This is a genomic window from Streptomyces sp. NPDC060028 (assembly GCF_042736725.1).
Classification (GTDB): domain Bacteria; phylum Actinomycetota; class Actinomycetes; order Streptomycetales; family Streptomycetaceae; genus Streptomyces.
On record NZ_JBHWVJ010000079.1, the window covers coordinates 1 to 14,339 of the forward strand.

Annotated in this window: 13 protein-coding genes and 1 riboswitch; of the genes, 11 read left to right on the forward strand and 2 right to left on the reverse strand. The window is 69.8% G+C overall.

Going from position 1 to position 14,339, the window contains the following annotated elements; all coding sequences use genetic code 11:
• The first annotated feature begins 125 nt into the window (after positions 1 to 125).
• The 10 genes from ACFWBF_RS29510 (at position 126) to ACFWBF_RS29555 (ending at position 10,214) form a co-directional block, all read left to right on the forward strand.
• Complete coding sequence (locus ACFWBF_RS29510) at positions 126 to 716, forward strand: CDP-alcohol phosphatidyltransferase family protein (protein ID WP_385607252.1); 591 nt, start codon at positions 126 to 128, stop codon at positions 714 to 716.
• A gap of 100 nt (positions 717 to 816) precedes the next feature.
• Entirely contained in the window at positions 817 to 3,312 is a 2,496-nt protein-coding gene (locus tag ACFWBF_RS29515) for a sugar phosphate nucleotidyltransferase (RefSeq protein ID WP_385607254.1), read from the forward strand.
• Between the two features lie 111 nt (positions 3,313 to 3,423).
• Positions 3,424 to 4,326, forward strand: coding sequence for a DUF881 domain-containing protein (locus tag ACFWBF_RS29520; protein ID WP_385607255.1), 903 nt, complete (start codon positions 3,424 to 3,426; stop codon positions 4,324 to 4,326).
• A complete protein-coding gene (locus tag ACFWBF_RS29525; RefSeq protein WP_030158423.1) occupies positions 4,323 to 4,655 on the forward strand; it encodes a small basic family protein in 333 nt (110 codons plus the stop codon). Before ACFWBF_RS29520 ends, ACFWBF_RS29525 begins: the two co-directional genes overlap by 4 nt.
• Positions 4,652 to 5,482, forward strand: coding sequence for a DUF881 domain-containing protein (locus ACFWBF_RS29530; protein WP_385607257.1), 831 nt, complete (start codon positions 4,652 to 4,654; stop codon positions 5,480 to 5,482). The genes ACFWBF_RS29525 and ACFWBF_RS29530 overlap by 4 nt, the downstream gene beginning before the upstream one ends.
• Positions 5,483 to 5,969: 487 nt before the next feature.
• Complete coding sequence (locus tag ACFWBF_RS29535; protein ID WP_385607259.1) at positions 5,970 to 6,512, forward strand: FHA domain-containing protein; 543 nt, start codon at positions 5,970 to 5,972, stop codon at positions 6,510 to 6,512.
• Between the two features lie 19 nt (positions 6,513 to 6,531).
• The gene (locus ACFWBF_RS29540) at positions 6,532 to 7,293 is read left to right on the forward strand and encodes a MerR family transcriptional regulator (protein WP_385607260.1); all 762 of its coding nucleotides are present in this window, start codon (positions 6,532 to 6,534) and stop codon (positions 7,291 to 7,293) included.
• 97 nt (positions 7,294 to 7,390) lie between these two features.
• Complete coding sequence (locus ACFWBF_RS29545) at positions 7,391 to 7,864, forward strand: bifunctional nuclease family protein (protein ID WP_030009777.1); 474 nt, start codon at positions 7,391 to 7,393, stop codon at positions 7,862 to 7,864.
• 202 nt (positions 7,865 to 8,066) lie between these two features.
• A complete protein-coding gene (locus tag ACFWBF_RS29550) occupies positions 8,067 to 8,705 on the forward strand; it encodes a MerR family transcriptional regulator (RefSeq protein WP_385607261.1) in 639 nt (212 codons plus the stop codon).
• Positions 8,706 to 8,759: 54 nt separating this feature from the next.
• A complete protein-coding gene (locus ACFWBF_RS29555) occupies positions 8,760 to 10,214 on the forward strand; it encodes a DNA polymerase IV (RefSeq protein ID WP_385607263.1) in 1,455 nt (484 codons plus the stop codon).
• Here ACFWBF_RS29555 and ACFWBF_RS29560 read toward each other — a convergent pair.
• Positions 10,211 to 10,579, reverse strand: coding sequence for a PRC-barrel domain-containing protein (locus ACFWBF_RS29560; RefSeq protein WP_385226245.1), 369 nt, complete (start codon positions 10,577 to 10,579; stop codon positions 10,211 to 10,213). The genes ACFWBF_RS29555 and ACFWBF_RS29560 overlap by 4 nt on opposite strands.
• 113 nt (positions 10,580 to 10,692) lie before the next feature.
• Positions 10,693 to 10,791: riboswitch (glycine riboswitch) on the forward strand.
• A gap of 196 nt (positions 10,792 to 10,987) precedes the next feature.
• On the opposite strand from ACFWBF_RS29560, the gene gcvP reads away from it, so the two are divergent.
• Positions 10,988 to 13,873 carry an aminomethyl-transferring glycine dehydrogenase gene (gcvP, locus tag ACFWBF_RS29565; RefSeq protein ID WP_385607265.1) on the forward strand — a complete coding sequence of 962 codons (2,886 nt, stop codon included), beginning with the start codon at positions 10,988 to 10,990 and terminating at the stop codon, positions 13,871 to 13,873.
• A 221-nt stretch (positions 13,874 to 14,094) separates the two neighbouring features.
• Here gcvP and ACFWBF_RS29570 read toward each other — a convergent pair whose 3' ends face one another.
• On the reverse strand, positions 14,095 to 14,283 hold the full coding sequence (locus ACFWBF_RS29570; RefSeq protein ID WP_385226249.1) for a DUF5999 family protein: 189 nt from the start codon (positions 14,281 to 14,283) through the stop codon (positions 14,095 to 14,097).
• Positions 14,284 to 14,339 lie beyond the last annotated feature (56 nt).

Genomic DNA, 14,339 nt, shown 5'->3' on the forward strand with positions numbered 1-14,339 from the left:
CATTGTGGGAAAGCCCCGCACCTTTAATGGTGCGGGGCTTTTCTGCGTTCAGGGCACGTGTGCGGTCTCCTGTAGGGTCAGGGGGCATCGTTCGACATTTCTACAGTCACAGTGGAGGCCCCCGGGTGGAGGTCCAGGAGACTCGGGTTCAGACTGACCGAATTTTCACCATTCCGAACATCCTGAGCATGGCGCGCCTCGCCGGCGTGCCGCTGTTCCTGTGGCTGATCCTGGCGGAGCATGACGGCTGGGCACTGGCCGTGCTCATGCTCAGCGGGATCAGTGACTACCTCGACGGGAAGCTCGCGCGGCGCTGGAATCAGATCAGCAGCCTCGGGAGGCTGCTGGATCCGGCTGCAGACCGGCTGTACATCCTGTCCACGCTGTTCGGGCTGACCTATCGCGGCATTCTGCCGATCTGGCTCACCGTGGCCCTGCTCGCCCGTGAGCTGATGCTGCTGGTCATGGTCTGGATCCTGCGCCGACACGGCTATCCGCCGCCGCAGGTCAACTTCCTCGGGAAGGCCGCGACCTTCAACCTGATGTACGCCTTCCCCTTGCTGTTGCTCAGTGACGGGACGGGTTGGTTGGCCTGGACGGGGTCAGTTTTCGGATGGGCGTTCGCCGGATGGGGTACAACCCTCTACTGGTGGGCAGGAATCCTTTACGTGGTGCAGGTCCGCCGGCTCGTGAAGGCGGACGCCGCGGCCGATTGAGCTCGCCCGGCGCCGGACTGACGCGGAGGAGTTGTCCCGTCACCGTCCGAGGCGGGTGAAGTCGGCGAGAACGTCGTCTCTCAAGGAGGACTCTTCCGACATGAAGGCCGTCGTGATGGCCGGTGGCGAAGGCACACGCCTTCGCCCTATGACCTCGAGCATGCCCAAGCCGCTCCTGCCGGTTGCGAACCGGCCGATCATGGAGCATGTGCTCAGGCTGCTCAAGCGGCATGGGCTCAGCGAGACCGTGGTCACCGTGCAATTCCTGGCATCACTCGTCAGGAACTATTTCGGTGACGGCGAGGAGCTCGGAATGGAGCTCACCTATGCCAATGAGGAGAAGCCACTCGGGACCGCCGGCAGCGTGAAGAACGCCGAGGAGGCCTTGAAGGACGACACGTTCCTCGTGATCTCCGGCGATGCGCTCACCGACTTCGACCTCACCGATCTCATCAAATTCCACAAGGAGAAGGGCGCACTGGTCACGGTGTGCCTGACCCGGGTGCCGAATCCGCTCGAGTTCGGCATCACCATCGTGGACGAGGAGGGCAAGGTCGAGCGCTTCCTCGAGAAGCCGACCTGGGGCCAGGTCTTCTCGGACACCATCAACACCGGCATCTACGTGATGGAGCCGGAGATCTTCGACTACGTCGACGCGGACGTTTCCGTCGACTGGTCCGGCGACGTCTTCCCGCAGCTGATGAAGGAAGGCCGGCCGATCTACGGCTACGTGGCCGAGGGCTACTGGGAGGACGTCGGCACCCACGAGAGCTACGTCAAGGCGCAGGCCGACGTACTCGAGGGCAAGGTCCAGGTCGACATGGACGGCTTCGAGATCTCCCCGGGCGTATGGATCGCCGAAGGGGCCGAGGTGAGCCCGGACGCGGTGCTGCGCGGACCGCTGTACATCGGGGACTACGCCAAGATCGAGGCCGGCGTGGAGATCCGCGAGCACACGGTCATCGGGTCGAACGTCGTCGTCAAGAGCGGTGCCTTCCTGCACAGAGCCGTCGTGCACGACAACGTGTACATCGGGCCCCACAGCAATCTCCGCGGCTGCGTCATCGGCAAGAACACCGACATCATGCGGGCCGCCCGGATCGAGGACGGGGCCGTCATCGGTGACGAGTGCCTCGTCGGTGAGGAATCGATCGTTCAGGGGAACGTGCGGGTCTATCCCTTCAAGACGATCGAGGCGGGTGCCTTCGTCAACACCTCGGTGATCTGGGAGTCGCGCGGACAGGCGCATCTGTTCGGCGCGCGCGGAGTCACCGGGATCCTGAACGTGGAGATCACTCCGGAGCTGGTGGTCCGGCTCGCCGGCGCCTACGCGACGACCCTGAAGAAGGGTGCGATCGTCACCACGGCCCGCGACCACTCCCGTGGTGCGCGAGCGCTCAAGCGGGCCGTGATCTCGGCGCTGCAGGCCAGCGCCATCAACGTACGGGACCTGGAGAACGTCCCGCTGCCGGTGGCCAGGCAGCAGACCGCCCGGGGCAGTGCCGGCGGGATCATGCTGCGCACCTCTCCGGGGATCCCGGACTCCGTGGACATCATGTTCCTGGACGAGCGAGGGGCGGACCTCTCGCAGGCGGGGCAGCGCAAGCTGGACCGGGTGTACGCGCGCCAGGAGTACCGGCGTGCCTTCCCCGGCGAGATCGGCGACCTGCAGTTCCCGTCCAGCGTCTTCGACTCGTACACGGGCTCCCTGCTGCGCCGGGTGGACATCACCGGGGTCGCCGATTCGGGGCTCAAGGTGGTCGTGGACGCCTCCAACGGCAGTGCAGGCCTGGTGCTGCCGAGCCTTCTGGGCAAGCTCGGTGTGGACGCGCTCACGGTCAATCCCGGGCTCGACGAGTCGCGGCCGACGGAGACCACGGAATCGCGGCGGGCCGGCTTGGTGCGGCTCGGCGAAATCGTCGCTTCTTCGCGTGCGGCCTTCGGAGTGCGCTTCGACCCGGTGGGGGAGCGGATCTCCCTGGTGGACGAGCGCGGGCGGATCATCGAGGACGACCGGGCGCTGCTGGTGCTGCTCGATCTGGTGGCCGCGGCGAAGCGCAGCGGCAAGGTGGCGCTGCCGGTGACCACGACCCGTATCGCCGAGCAGGTGGCGGCGTACCACGGCACGCAGGTGGAGTGGACGACCACCTCGCCCGACGACCTGACCCGCGTGGGCCGGGCGGAGAACACCATTTTCGGCGGGGACGGCCGGGGCGGGTTCATCGTTCCGGAGTTCAGCAGTGTCTTCGACGGGGCGGCGGCCTTCGTGCAACTGATCGGGCTGGTGGCGCGGACGCAGCTCACGCTGAGCCAGATCGATGCGCGGATTCCGCGGGCGCACGTGCTCAAGCGGGACGTGCCGACGCCGTGGGCGGTGAAGGGCCTGGTCATGCGGCGGGTCGTGGAGGCGGCCGGGGACCGGCAGGTGGACACCACGGACGGGGTCCGGGTGGTAGAGGCCGACGGACGGTGGGCGCTCGTGCTGCCGGACCCGGCGGAGGCCGTCACCCATCTGTGGGCCGAGGGTCCCGACGACACGTCGGCGCAGGCGCTGCTCGACGAGTGGGCGGCCGTGGTGGACGGGGGCGGGCACTGAGCGCCGGGCACGCGATGAGGTAGGACCCCGGCCCGGTGGCCGGGCCGGGCGGAGGCCCGGCCCGGTCCACCGGTCGGGCGCATTCGGTGTGGGCGGCGCCGACATGCGACGATGTGCGGCATGTCGCAGCCGCCCCACAACCGGAGTTCGACGCCTCCCGCGCGCCCGGACGCGTCCATGTCGCTGCTGACGCACGTGATGGACCACAGCCTCGACGAGGGCTACGCGGAGGCGACGGCCCGGCTCGAGGCCGAGGGCAAGGCGGGCCTGCCGCGTACCCTCAAGGCCAAACTGGGGCTTGCCGTCGGCCTGGTGCTCGCCGCGGCGGTCGTCACGCTCGGCGCCGCGCAGGCCCAGGTTGCCGCGCCGGTGCTGGCCAAGGAGCGTCAGGAGCTGATCGACCGGGTGCAGCGCTCCGATGAGCGTGCCGACGGTCTGGAGCGGGACATCGAGCGGCTGCGCGATTCCGTCGCGGAGCGTCAGAACGAGGCGCTGAAGCAGCACGGGGGCGACCAGGGCCAGCTCGTGGCGCTGCTGTCCGGCGCCACGGAGGTCCGCGGGCCCGGTATCAGGCTGGTGATCGACGACGCGAAGGGCGCTTCGTCGGGTGGCGGCGGCAAGCCGCGGGAGAGCACGGGTTTCTCGGACACCGGGCGGCTCCGCGACCGGGACATGCAGAAGATCGTCAACGGGCTGTGGCAGTCGGGGGCGGAGGCCGTCTCCATCAACGGACAGCGGCTGACGGCGCTGTCGGCGATCCGGGCCGCGGGTGACGCGATACTGGTCGACAACAGGCCGCTGGTGCCTCCGTACGAAGTGCTGGCGGTCGGTGACAAGAAGCGGCTGGGGACCACGTTCCAGGACTCCGCGGACGGCCAGTACCTGCATGTGCTGCAGGAGAGTTACGGGATCCGCTACACGTTGTCCGCAGCGGACGAGGTACGGCTGCCGGCGGCGTCGAGTCTGACCGTACGGACAGCTACAGCAGAAGAGCCGAAGAAGGGTGCATCGTGATCGCGGTACTGGGCCTCGTGGCCGGAGTGGTGGTCGGACTTCTGGTCCGGCCCGAAGTGCCGGCCGTGGTGGAGCCATATCTGCCGATCGCCGTGGTGGCGGCGCTGGACGCGGTGTTCGGCGGTCTGCGCGCGATGCTGGACGGCATCTTCGTGGACAAGGTGTTCGTGGTGTCGTTCCTGTCGAACGTGGTCGTGGCCGCGCTGATCGTCTTCCTCGGCGACAAGCTGGGCGTGGGCTCGCAGCTGTCGACGGGTGTGGTCGTCGTCCTCGGCATCCGGATCTTCTCCAACGCCGCGGCCATCCGCCGGCACGTCTTCCGGGCGTGAGGCCGATGAGTACGAACGACACTCCGCCCGAGGAGCCGAACGTCCCGGAGCAGCCGCTGAAGGACACGCCGCCGAAGGACGGTCCGCCCCCGGCCGGGGAGCCCGCGCAGACGGGCCGGCAGCGGCTGGCGGCCGGGCTGTGGCCGCCGCGCGTGAGCCGGGCCCAATTGATCGTCGCGGTGCTGCTGTTCGTCCTGGGGCTCGGGCTGGCCATCCAGGTGCGGTCCAACAGCGACTCCAGTGCGCTGCGCGGGGCCCGTCAGGAGGACCTCGTACGGATCCTCGACGAGCTCGACGGGCGGACCAAGCGCCTGGAGGATGAGAAGTCGAAGCTGGAGGACCAGCGCAAGGAGCTGGAGAACAGCTCCAACCAGGCCGAGGAGGCCCGGAGGCAGACCGTGGAGAAGGAGCGCCAACTCGGCATCCTGGCCGGTACGGTGGCTGCGCAGGGGCCCGGCATCACGCTGAAGATCACCGATGTGAAGGGCCAGGTGCGGTCGGACCAGCTGCTGGACACGCTCCAGGAGCTGCGGGCCGCGGGCGCCGAGGCGATCCAGATCAACGGTGTGCGCATCGTGGCGGGCTCGTACTTCTCGGACGAGGGCGGTGGCGTCGGGATCGACGGTAAGAAGATCACACAGCCTTATGAGTTCAGGGTGATCGGCAAGCCGCAGGATCTGGAGCCCGCGCTCAACATTCCCGGCGGTGTCGTGCAGACGCTGGAGAAGGAGCAGGCCACCGTCGCCGTCACACGGTCGGCGAAGATCGTTGTGGATGCCTTGCGGGCTGTGAAGCAGCCTGACTACGCTCGGTCGTCATCGTCGTGAGGCGGCGTGACGGACGAGCGGACCGGCTCACGCGGGCGGATGCCTGCGGGGGGTCGGCGCGCCGAAGTCGCGGTGCGTGGTGGAAACTGTCTGGTGGTTACGGACGTTGTGAGATTGTCCGGGTCGGCAGGTGTTGCATTCGGAGTTCGTCCTGCCCCACGGGCGGGTCTGTTTCGGTCAAGGGGAATCGCCCGTGAAGTTGTTTGAGAAGTTGTTCGGCAAGAAGAACCGTGAGGAGAGCGGTGCGGCCAGGCACCGCGCGGGTCACGGAGACCCGGAAGGGCAGGGCGGCCGGCCGCTCTTCCGGGACGAGGTTGCCGGGGCGGGTGACATTTCGGGCGCGCAGGGCGCGTCGACTGTTGACCCTGCCGGTTCCGGACGCATAGGTTTCGGTGAACCATCAACCTCAGGTACGGGTGGAGGGTTTACGCCCGACCCGTATGCCACCAATGCCTCCGCGGGGCAGCCGCGGCGCGAGGAGCCGTCCATGTCGGCCGAGCAGATTTGCAGCAGGTGCGGGCACCGCAGCGATGCGGCCAGCCGCTTCTGCTCCAACTGCGGGGCGCCGCTGCGGGCGGGTCTGACGCCGGAGCGTGCCTCGGAGACCACGTCCACCATCTCGATCTCGGGCCTTGAGGCCTACGAGGCCGAGGTGTCGGGCCAACCGCACGTGTCCTCCTCGCTGTCCCCCGAGGCCCAGGCCGCGGTGGAAGCGCTTCCTCCGGGTTCCGCCCTGCTGATCGTGCGGCGTGGTCCCAACTCCGGAAGCCGTTTCCTTCTGGACGGTGAGCTGACGACGGCAGGCCGGCACCCGCAGAGCGACATCTTCCTGGACGACGTCACCGTCTCCCGGCGTCATGTCGAATTCCGCAGGAGCCAGGACGGCGGCTTCACCGTCGCCGACGTCGGCAGCCTCAACGGCACGTACGTGAACCGTGAGCCGATCGAATCCGTCTCCCTGCACAACGGCGACGAGGTGCAGATCGGCAAGTACCGGCTGGTCTTCTACGCGAGCCTGCGGGGCATCTGACCCGTCAAGGGAAGGTCCCATGCTGCGCACCCCGACGGGCGGTGTCGGAAACGGCACCGCCGGCTCGGCCGGGCGGCTGGTGAGCATCGGCACGGTGCTGACCATGCTGCGTGACGAGTTCCCCGAAGTCACGATTTCAAAGATCCGGTTCCTGGAGGCGGAGGGGCTCGTCGAGCCCAGGCGCACACCTTCCGGATACCGCAAGTTCAGCACCGACGACGTCGAGCGGTTGGCCCGCATCCTGCGGCTCCAGCGCGACCACTACCTTCCGTTGAAGGTCATCCGCGAGCAGCTCGACGCCCTTGCACGGGGCGAGCAGATCCGCATCCCGGCGCCGACGGCGCACGGGGAGTCCGTGGATCCCGCGAGCCCCGCCGCCGTGTACGGGGAGGTCGGCCGGGAACGGCCGACGGTGGCGCGCGTGGGCCGGGCCGAGCTGATGGCCGCGGCCGACGTGGACGAGGTGCAGCTGGTGGAGTGGGAGTCGTACGGGCTGCTCGCGGAGGCGCCCGGCGGCGGATTCGACGCCGAGGCGGTCACCGTGGCCCGTCTGGTGGCCGATCTGGGGCGGTTCGGGCTGGAGCCGCGGCACCTGCGGGCGATGAAGGCCGCCGCGGACCGGGAGGCGGGCCTGGTGGAGCAGGTCGTGGCTCCGCTGCGCCGCCACCGCAACCCCCAGACCAGGGCGCATGCCGAGGCCACCATGAAGGAGCTCGCGGGGCTGTCCGTACGGCTTCACGAGGCCCTCGTGCAGACGGCTCTCGGGGTGCGGCTGCCCTGAGCTGCGGCGGCTTCCAGGGGTCGCCGGGGGGAGCTCGGGAGGCACCTTGGGGGAGCCCGACTACCCAAACCGGCCGAGCAGGTCCTAGGGTTGCTGTGTGAATGAGCTCGACGTTGTGGGTGTCCGGGTGGAAATGCCCTCGAACCAACCGATCGTGCTCCTGCGTGAAGTGGGAGGCGACCGGTACCTCCCCATCTGGATCGGACCAGGGGAGGCGACCGCCATTGCCTTCGCGCAGCAGGGGATGGCCCCTGCCCGGCCGCTGACGCACGACCTGTTCAAGGACGTGCTGGAGGCGATCGGCGAGGAGCTCACCGAGGTCCGGATCACGGATCTGCGGGAGGGCGTCTTCTACGCGGAGCTCGTGTTCGCCAGCGGGGTCGAGGTGAGCGCGCGGCCCTCCGACGCCATAGCGCTGGCCCTGCGGACGGGGACGCCGATCTACGGCAGTGACGGCGTGCTGGACGACGCCGGAATCGCCATTCCGGACGAGCAGGAGGACGAGGTGGAGAAGTTCCGCGAGTTCCTCGACCAGATCTCGCCGGAGGACTTCGGTACCGGGCCCCAGTGACCGCGTCGGCCCGGGTATCCGCCGGGTATCGCCGGGCATCCTCCGGGGAAAATCAGCCCATTCGAATAGCCTTTCCCGGCAACGGGGTACGGGAAACCACTCTCAGGGTGATTATCACTCGGCGTGCCGAGTGTGGCGATCGTTGACGCACCCCTGGTGACTGCCTACCTTCGAGGTGGCAGGTCAAGGACGGAGGGTCGGCGTGAGGATCACGGGCGACGGTACGACCGGGGGCACCCCCGCACGGAGTGACGGTGGACCGTACCCGCTGCACGGCGGTGCGGTGGGCTCCGCGCGCCGTCAGCCGGAGTCGACGCCGGTCGGACCGCTGGGCGGCGAGCCGGCGCCCGAGCAGGTGGGGTACCGGGGGCCTACGGCGTGCGCCGCGGCCGGCATCACGTACCGGCAGCTGGACTACTGGGCGCGGACCGGGCTGGTGGAGCCCAGTGTGCGTCCCGCGTACGGGTCGGGCACACAGCGGCTGTACAGCTTCCGGGACGTCGTCGTCCTCAAGATCGTCAAGCGTTTCCTGGACACCGGGGTGGCGCTGCAGAACATCCGCGCCGCCGTGCAGCACCTGCGCGACCGCGGTTTCTCGGACCTTGAGCGCATGACGTTGATGAGCGACGGCGCCACCGTGTACGAGTGCACCTCGCCGGACCAGGTGGTGACCCTGCTCCAGGGCGGGCAGGGAATCTTCGGCATCGCCGTCGGCGTGGTCTGGCGGGACGTCGAGAATGCCCTCTCGCAGCTCCACGGGGAGCGCGTGGACACCGGCGAGACGGTGGTCGGGCACAACCCGGCCGACGAGCTCGCCGCGCGCCGCAACCGGGCCGTCTGAGGCGGACCGGGTCCCGCCCCCGGATTGTCAGTGGCGTAGTGCAGCATCGGTGCTGTGAGAGCCGCCCCGACGATCCTGCACCTGGACATGGACGCCTTCTACGCCGCCGTGGAGCAGGCGGCGAAGCCGAGCCTGCGCGGCAAGGCCGTCATCGTCGGCGGGCTCGGGCCGCGCGGGGTCGTCGCGACCGCCTCGTACGAGGCCAGGCGCTTCGGGGTGCACTCGGCGATGCCGACGGCCCAGGCGCGCAGGCTGTGCCCGAACGGCGCCTATCTGATCCCGCGCTTCAGCCTGTACCGGGCGGTCAGCGACGTGGTCATGGCCCTGCTGCGGGAGCTGTCGCCGCTGGTGGAGCCGCTCAGCCTGGACGAGGCCTTCGTGGACCTGGAGGCCGGCGGGGTCGCCTTCGACGCCCAGGGCGCGCGGGTCGTCGGTGAGCGGCTCAGGGCGGACATCCGGGCCGCGACCGGGCTCAGCGGGTCGGTGGGGCTGGCCGGCTCCAAGATGCTGGCCAAGGTGGCCTCGGAGGAGGCCAAGCCGAACGGTCTGCTGCTGATCGAGGTGGGCACGGAGCGCGAGCTGCTGGCGCCGATGTCGGTACGGACCCTGCCCGGGGTCGGGCCGGCCACGGGGGAGCACCTGCGGCGGGCCGGGATCACGACGGTGGGAGAGCTCGCCGAGGCGGGTGAGGACGAGCTGGTCCGGATGGTGGGGCGCTCGCACGGGGTCGGGCTGTACCGGATGGCGCTGGGGCTGGACGAGCGGCCGGTGGTGGCCGAGCGCGATGCGAAATCGGTGTCGGTCGAGGACACCTTCGACGTGGACATCCACGACCGGGTGCGGATCCGGGGCGAGGTGCAGCGGCTCGCCGACCGGTGTGTGCGGCGGCTGCGGGAGTCAGGGCACTCGGGGCGCACGATCGTGCTGAAGGTGCGCCGCTACGACTTCTCGACGCTGACCCGGTCGGAGACGCTGCGCGGGCCGACGGACGACCCGGCGGTGGTGCGGGAGGCGGCAGCGCGGCTGCTGGAGTCGGTGGACACCACGGGCGGGGTGCGGCTGCTGGGGGTTGGGGTGACGGGGCTGGCCGACTACACGCAGGAGGACCTCTTCGCCCAGGCCGCGTCGCTGGTCGCCGTGGCCGACGGGGAGGACGAGGCCGGTGGGACGCTCGGGGCCGGTGCGGCCGGTGGGGTGAACGACGCTGCCGACGGCGGTGGCACCGGGCCGGGCATCGGGCCGGGCATCGGGCCGGGTGAGGGCCCGGGTGAGACTCCGGGGCCCGCGGACCCCGAGCCCGCTCCCGAGCGCCGCTGGGCGGCCGGGAGCGACGTACTGCACGCGGTGTACGGGCCCGGGTGGGTGCAGGGGAGCGGGGTCGGGCGGGTGACCGTGCGGTTCGAGCGGCCCGGGTCGCAGCCGGGCCGGGTGCGGACGTTCCTGGTGGACGACCCCGAGCTGGAGCCGTCCGATCCGCTGCCCCTGGTCGGGGAGTCGTGTGATCCCTAAGGGGTGTCCTCGCCCGCCAGGCGCCCGAAGTCGCGCTGGAAGTCGGAGGGGACGGCGATGTCCAGGCCGTAGTGGTGGTAGAGCTGCAGCTCCTGTTCGGGCGAGAGGTGGCGGCCGACGCCGAAGTCCGGGGCGTCGCGGATGAGCGAGCGCTCGAAGGGCACCCGCAGGGTGTCGCCCACCAGCTCGCTCGGTTCCAGGGGGACGAAGGCGTCCCGGCTGAACAGGCCGGTCCGGACGGCGGCCCATTCCGGAACTCCCGTGGCATCGTCGAGGTAGACCTCGTCGATGGTGCCGATCTTGGTCCCATTGCGGTCGAACGCCTTGCGGCCGATCAGGCTGCGCGGATCGATGTCGGTCTGCACGGTCCCTCCATATGGTCGCAACTCCTCCGTAATGACTACAAAAGTGCATTTCCGGAGAGGGGGCCACTCGAGGGAGTGCCCAGATCCTCGCTGGTAGGCTGGGTGACGGCTGTTGACCCTGTGCGGGAGAGTCCTCCGAGTGAACGTGACGGAGGCGCCGAAGGAGCAAATCCTCCCCGGAATCTCTCAGGCATACGTACCGCACGTGACGAGGCCACTCTGGAAAGCAGGGGCGGGTACCGGGCGCGCAGTGCCGGTTCCCCTCCTCACCGACGGTGAAAGCCGGAGCTCACGGGCCTGCCCGCGACTCCGGTGAAGCTCTCAGGTTGAGATGACAGAGGGGGAGGCCGTCCGGGTGCCCGCGCCGTGGTGCCCCTCGCAGGTCGTACGACCAGGAGGCCTCCGTACATGACCGCCAACCGCATTCCGCTCTCCCAGCTGGAGCGAGGCATCCCCTTCGAGCAGCGCCACATCGGCCCGGATGCCGAGGCGCAGGCGAAGATGCTCGCCCAGGTGGGCTACGGCTCCCTGGACGAACTGACCGCCGCCGCGGTACCGGATGTGATCAAGACCGCTGCCGCGCTGAACCTGCCCGAGGCGCGCACCGAGGCCGAGGTGCTGGCCGAGCTGCGGCTCCTCGCCGACCGGAACCAGGTCCTCTCCCCGATGATCGGCCTGGGCTACTACGGCACCTTCACGCCGCCGGTGATCCTGCGCAACGTGATGGAGAACCCGGCCTGGTACACCGCGTACACGCCGTACCAGCCCGAGATCTCGCAGGGCCGCCTCGAGGCGCTGCTGAACTTCCAGACCGTCGTCGCCGACCTGACCGGTCTGCCGACCTCCGGCGCCTCGCTGCTCGACGAGGGCACCGCGGCCGCCGAGGCCATGTCCCTGGCCCGTCGCGTGGGCAAGGTCAAGGACGGCGTCTTCCTGATCGACGCCGATGCGCTGCCGCAGACCATCGCCGTGATCGAGACCCGCGCCGAGCCGGTCGGGGTCGAGATCGTCGTCGCCGACCTGTCCGAGGGCATCCCCGCGGAGATCGCCGAGCGCGGTGTGTTCGGCGTACTGCTCCAGTACCCGGGCGCCTCCGGCGCCGTGCGGGAGATCAAGCCGGTCATCGACCAGGCGCACGAGCTCGGTGCCATCGTCACCGTCTCGGCCGACCTGCTCGCCCTGACCCTGCTGACCTCCCCCGGTGAGCTGGGCGCGGACATCGCCGTCGGCACCACGCAGCGCTTCGGTGTGCCGATGGGCTTCGGCGGTCCGCACGCCGGCTACATGGCCGTCCAGGCCAAGCACGCCCGCTCGCTGCCCGGCCGCCTCGTCGGCGTCTCGGTGGACGCGGACGGCAACAAGGCCTACCGCCTGGCCCTGCAGACCCGTGAGCAGCACATCCGCCGCGAGAAGGCCACCAGCAACATCTGTACCGCCCAGGTGCTGCTCGCCGTCATGGCCGGCATGTACGCCGTCTACCACGGGCCGGACGGGCTGCGGACGATCGCCCGCCGCACCCACCGCTACGCAGCCCTGCTCGCCGCCGGTCTGACCGCGGGCGGGGTCGAGGTCGTGCACGGCGCGTACTTCGACACGATCACCGCCCGGGTGCCGGGCCGCGCGGCCGAGGTCGTCGCCGCCGCCCGCGAGGGCGGGGTCAACCTGTACCAGGTCGACGCCGACCTCGTCTCCGTCTCCTGTGACGAAACGACCCTGCGCGCCGACATCGAGGCCGTCTGGGCCTCCTTCGGAGTCACCGCCGACATCGAGGCGCTCGACGGGGCCACCGCCGACGCGCTGCCCGAGGGGCTGCTGCGCTCGGACGCGTACCTGACGCACCCGGTCTTCCACCAGCACCGTTCCGAGACCGCGATGCTGCGCTACCTGCGCAAGCTCTCGGACAAGGACTACGCGCTGGACCGCGGCATGATCCCGCTGGGCTCCTGCACCATGAAGCTCAACGCGACCACTGAGATGGAGCCGGTCACCTGGCCCGAATTCGGCCAGCTGCACCCGTTCGCCCCGGTGGACCAGGCCGAGGGGTACCTCACGCTCATCACCGAGCTGGAGGAACGTCTCTGCGAGGTCACCGGCTACGACAAGGTCTCCATCCAGCCGAACGCCGGCTCCCAGGGTGAGCTCGCCGGTCTGCTCGCGGTCCGCGCGTACCACCGTGCGAACGGCGACGAGCAGCGCACCATCTGCCTCATCCCGTCCTCCGCGCACGGCACCAACGCCGCCAGCGCCGTGATGGCCGGCATGAAGGTCGTCGTCGTCAAGACCGCCGACGACGGCGAGGTGGACGCGGCCGACCTGCGCGCCAAGATCGAGCAGTACCGCGACGAGCTCGCCGTGCTGATGATCACCTACCCCTCGACCCACGGTGTGTTCGAGGAGCACGTCGCCGACATCTGCGCCCAGGTGCACGAGGCCGGCGGCCAGGTCTACGTGGACGGCGCCAACCTCAATGCCCTGGTGGGCCTGGCCAAGCCGGGTCACTTCGGCGGCGACGTCTCGCACCTGAACCTGCACAAGACCTTCTGCATCCCGCACGGCGGCGGCGGTCCGGGCGTCGGCCCGGTCGGCGTCCGGGCGCACCTGGCCCCGTACCTGCCGAACCACCCGCTGCAGCCGACCGCCGGCCCCGAGACGGGCGTCGGTCCGATCTCGGCCGCGCCGTGGGGTTCGGCCGGCATCCTGCCGATCTCCTGGTCGTACGTACGCCTGATGGGTGGCGAGGGCCTCAAGCGCGCCACCCAGGTGGCCGTGCTCGGTGCGAACTACATCGCCAAGCGCCTGGAGCCGCACTACCCGGTGCTCTACACCGGTCCGGGCGACCTGGTCGCGCACGAGTGCATCATCGACCTGCGCCCGCTGTCGAAGGAGACGGGTGTCAGCGTGGACGACATCGCCAAGCGCCTGATCGACTACGGCTTCCACGCGCCGACGATGTCCTTCCCGGTGGCCGGCACCCTGATGATCGAGCCGACGGAGTCCGAGGACCTCGCCGAGATCGACCGCTTCTGCGACGCGATGATCGCCATCCGCGGCGAGATCGAGCGGGTCGCGGCCGGCGAGTGGCCGGTGGACGACAACCCGCTGGCCAACTCCCCGCACACGGCGGCGGCGCTGGGCGGCGAGTGGAACCACCCGTACACCCGCGACGAGGCCGTCTTCCCCGGTGGGGTGTCGGCCGCGGAGAAGTACTGGCCGCCGGTGCGCCGGATCGACGGCGCCTTCGGTGACCGCAACCTGGTCTGCTCGTGCCCGCCGCTGGACGAGTACGACAACTAGTGCTGCGACCGGAAAGGTTCACCGGGGCGCGGCGCCCGGCACGGCACCTCGCCGCGTTGTCGGACCGCGCAAGTACGTCCAGTACGAGGCGCGGTCCTCCGCCTTGCGATGCACCGCACCGGACACCGCGACCCGGCAAACCTTTCCGGCCACAGCACTAGGCATGACGAAGGGGCCGGTCCGGGAGCTGTTCGCTCCTGGGCCGGCCCCTTTTCGTGCTGTTACGCCGCCGCGAGCGTGCGGTGCGGGGCGATGATCTGGCCGTCCGGCAGCAGCTCGCCGGTGTCCTCGAAGAGCAGGACACCGTTGCACAGCAGGCTCCAGCCCTGTTCCGGGTGGGTGGCCACAGGGTGCGCGGCCTCACGGTCGGCGGAGTCGGCGGACGGGCATGCTGGCTTGTGCTGGCACATGGATGCGTTCTTTCGCTGCGGTGTGGTCTGTGTGCTGCGGCTCGATGCGTTGTTCA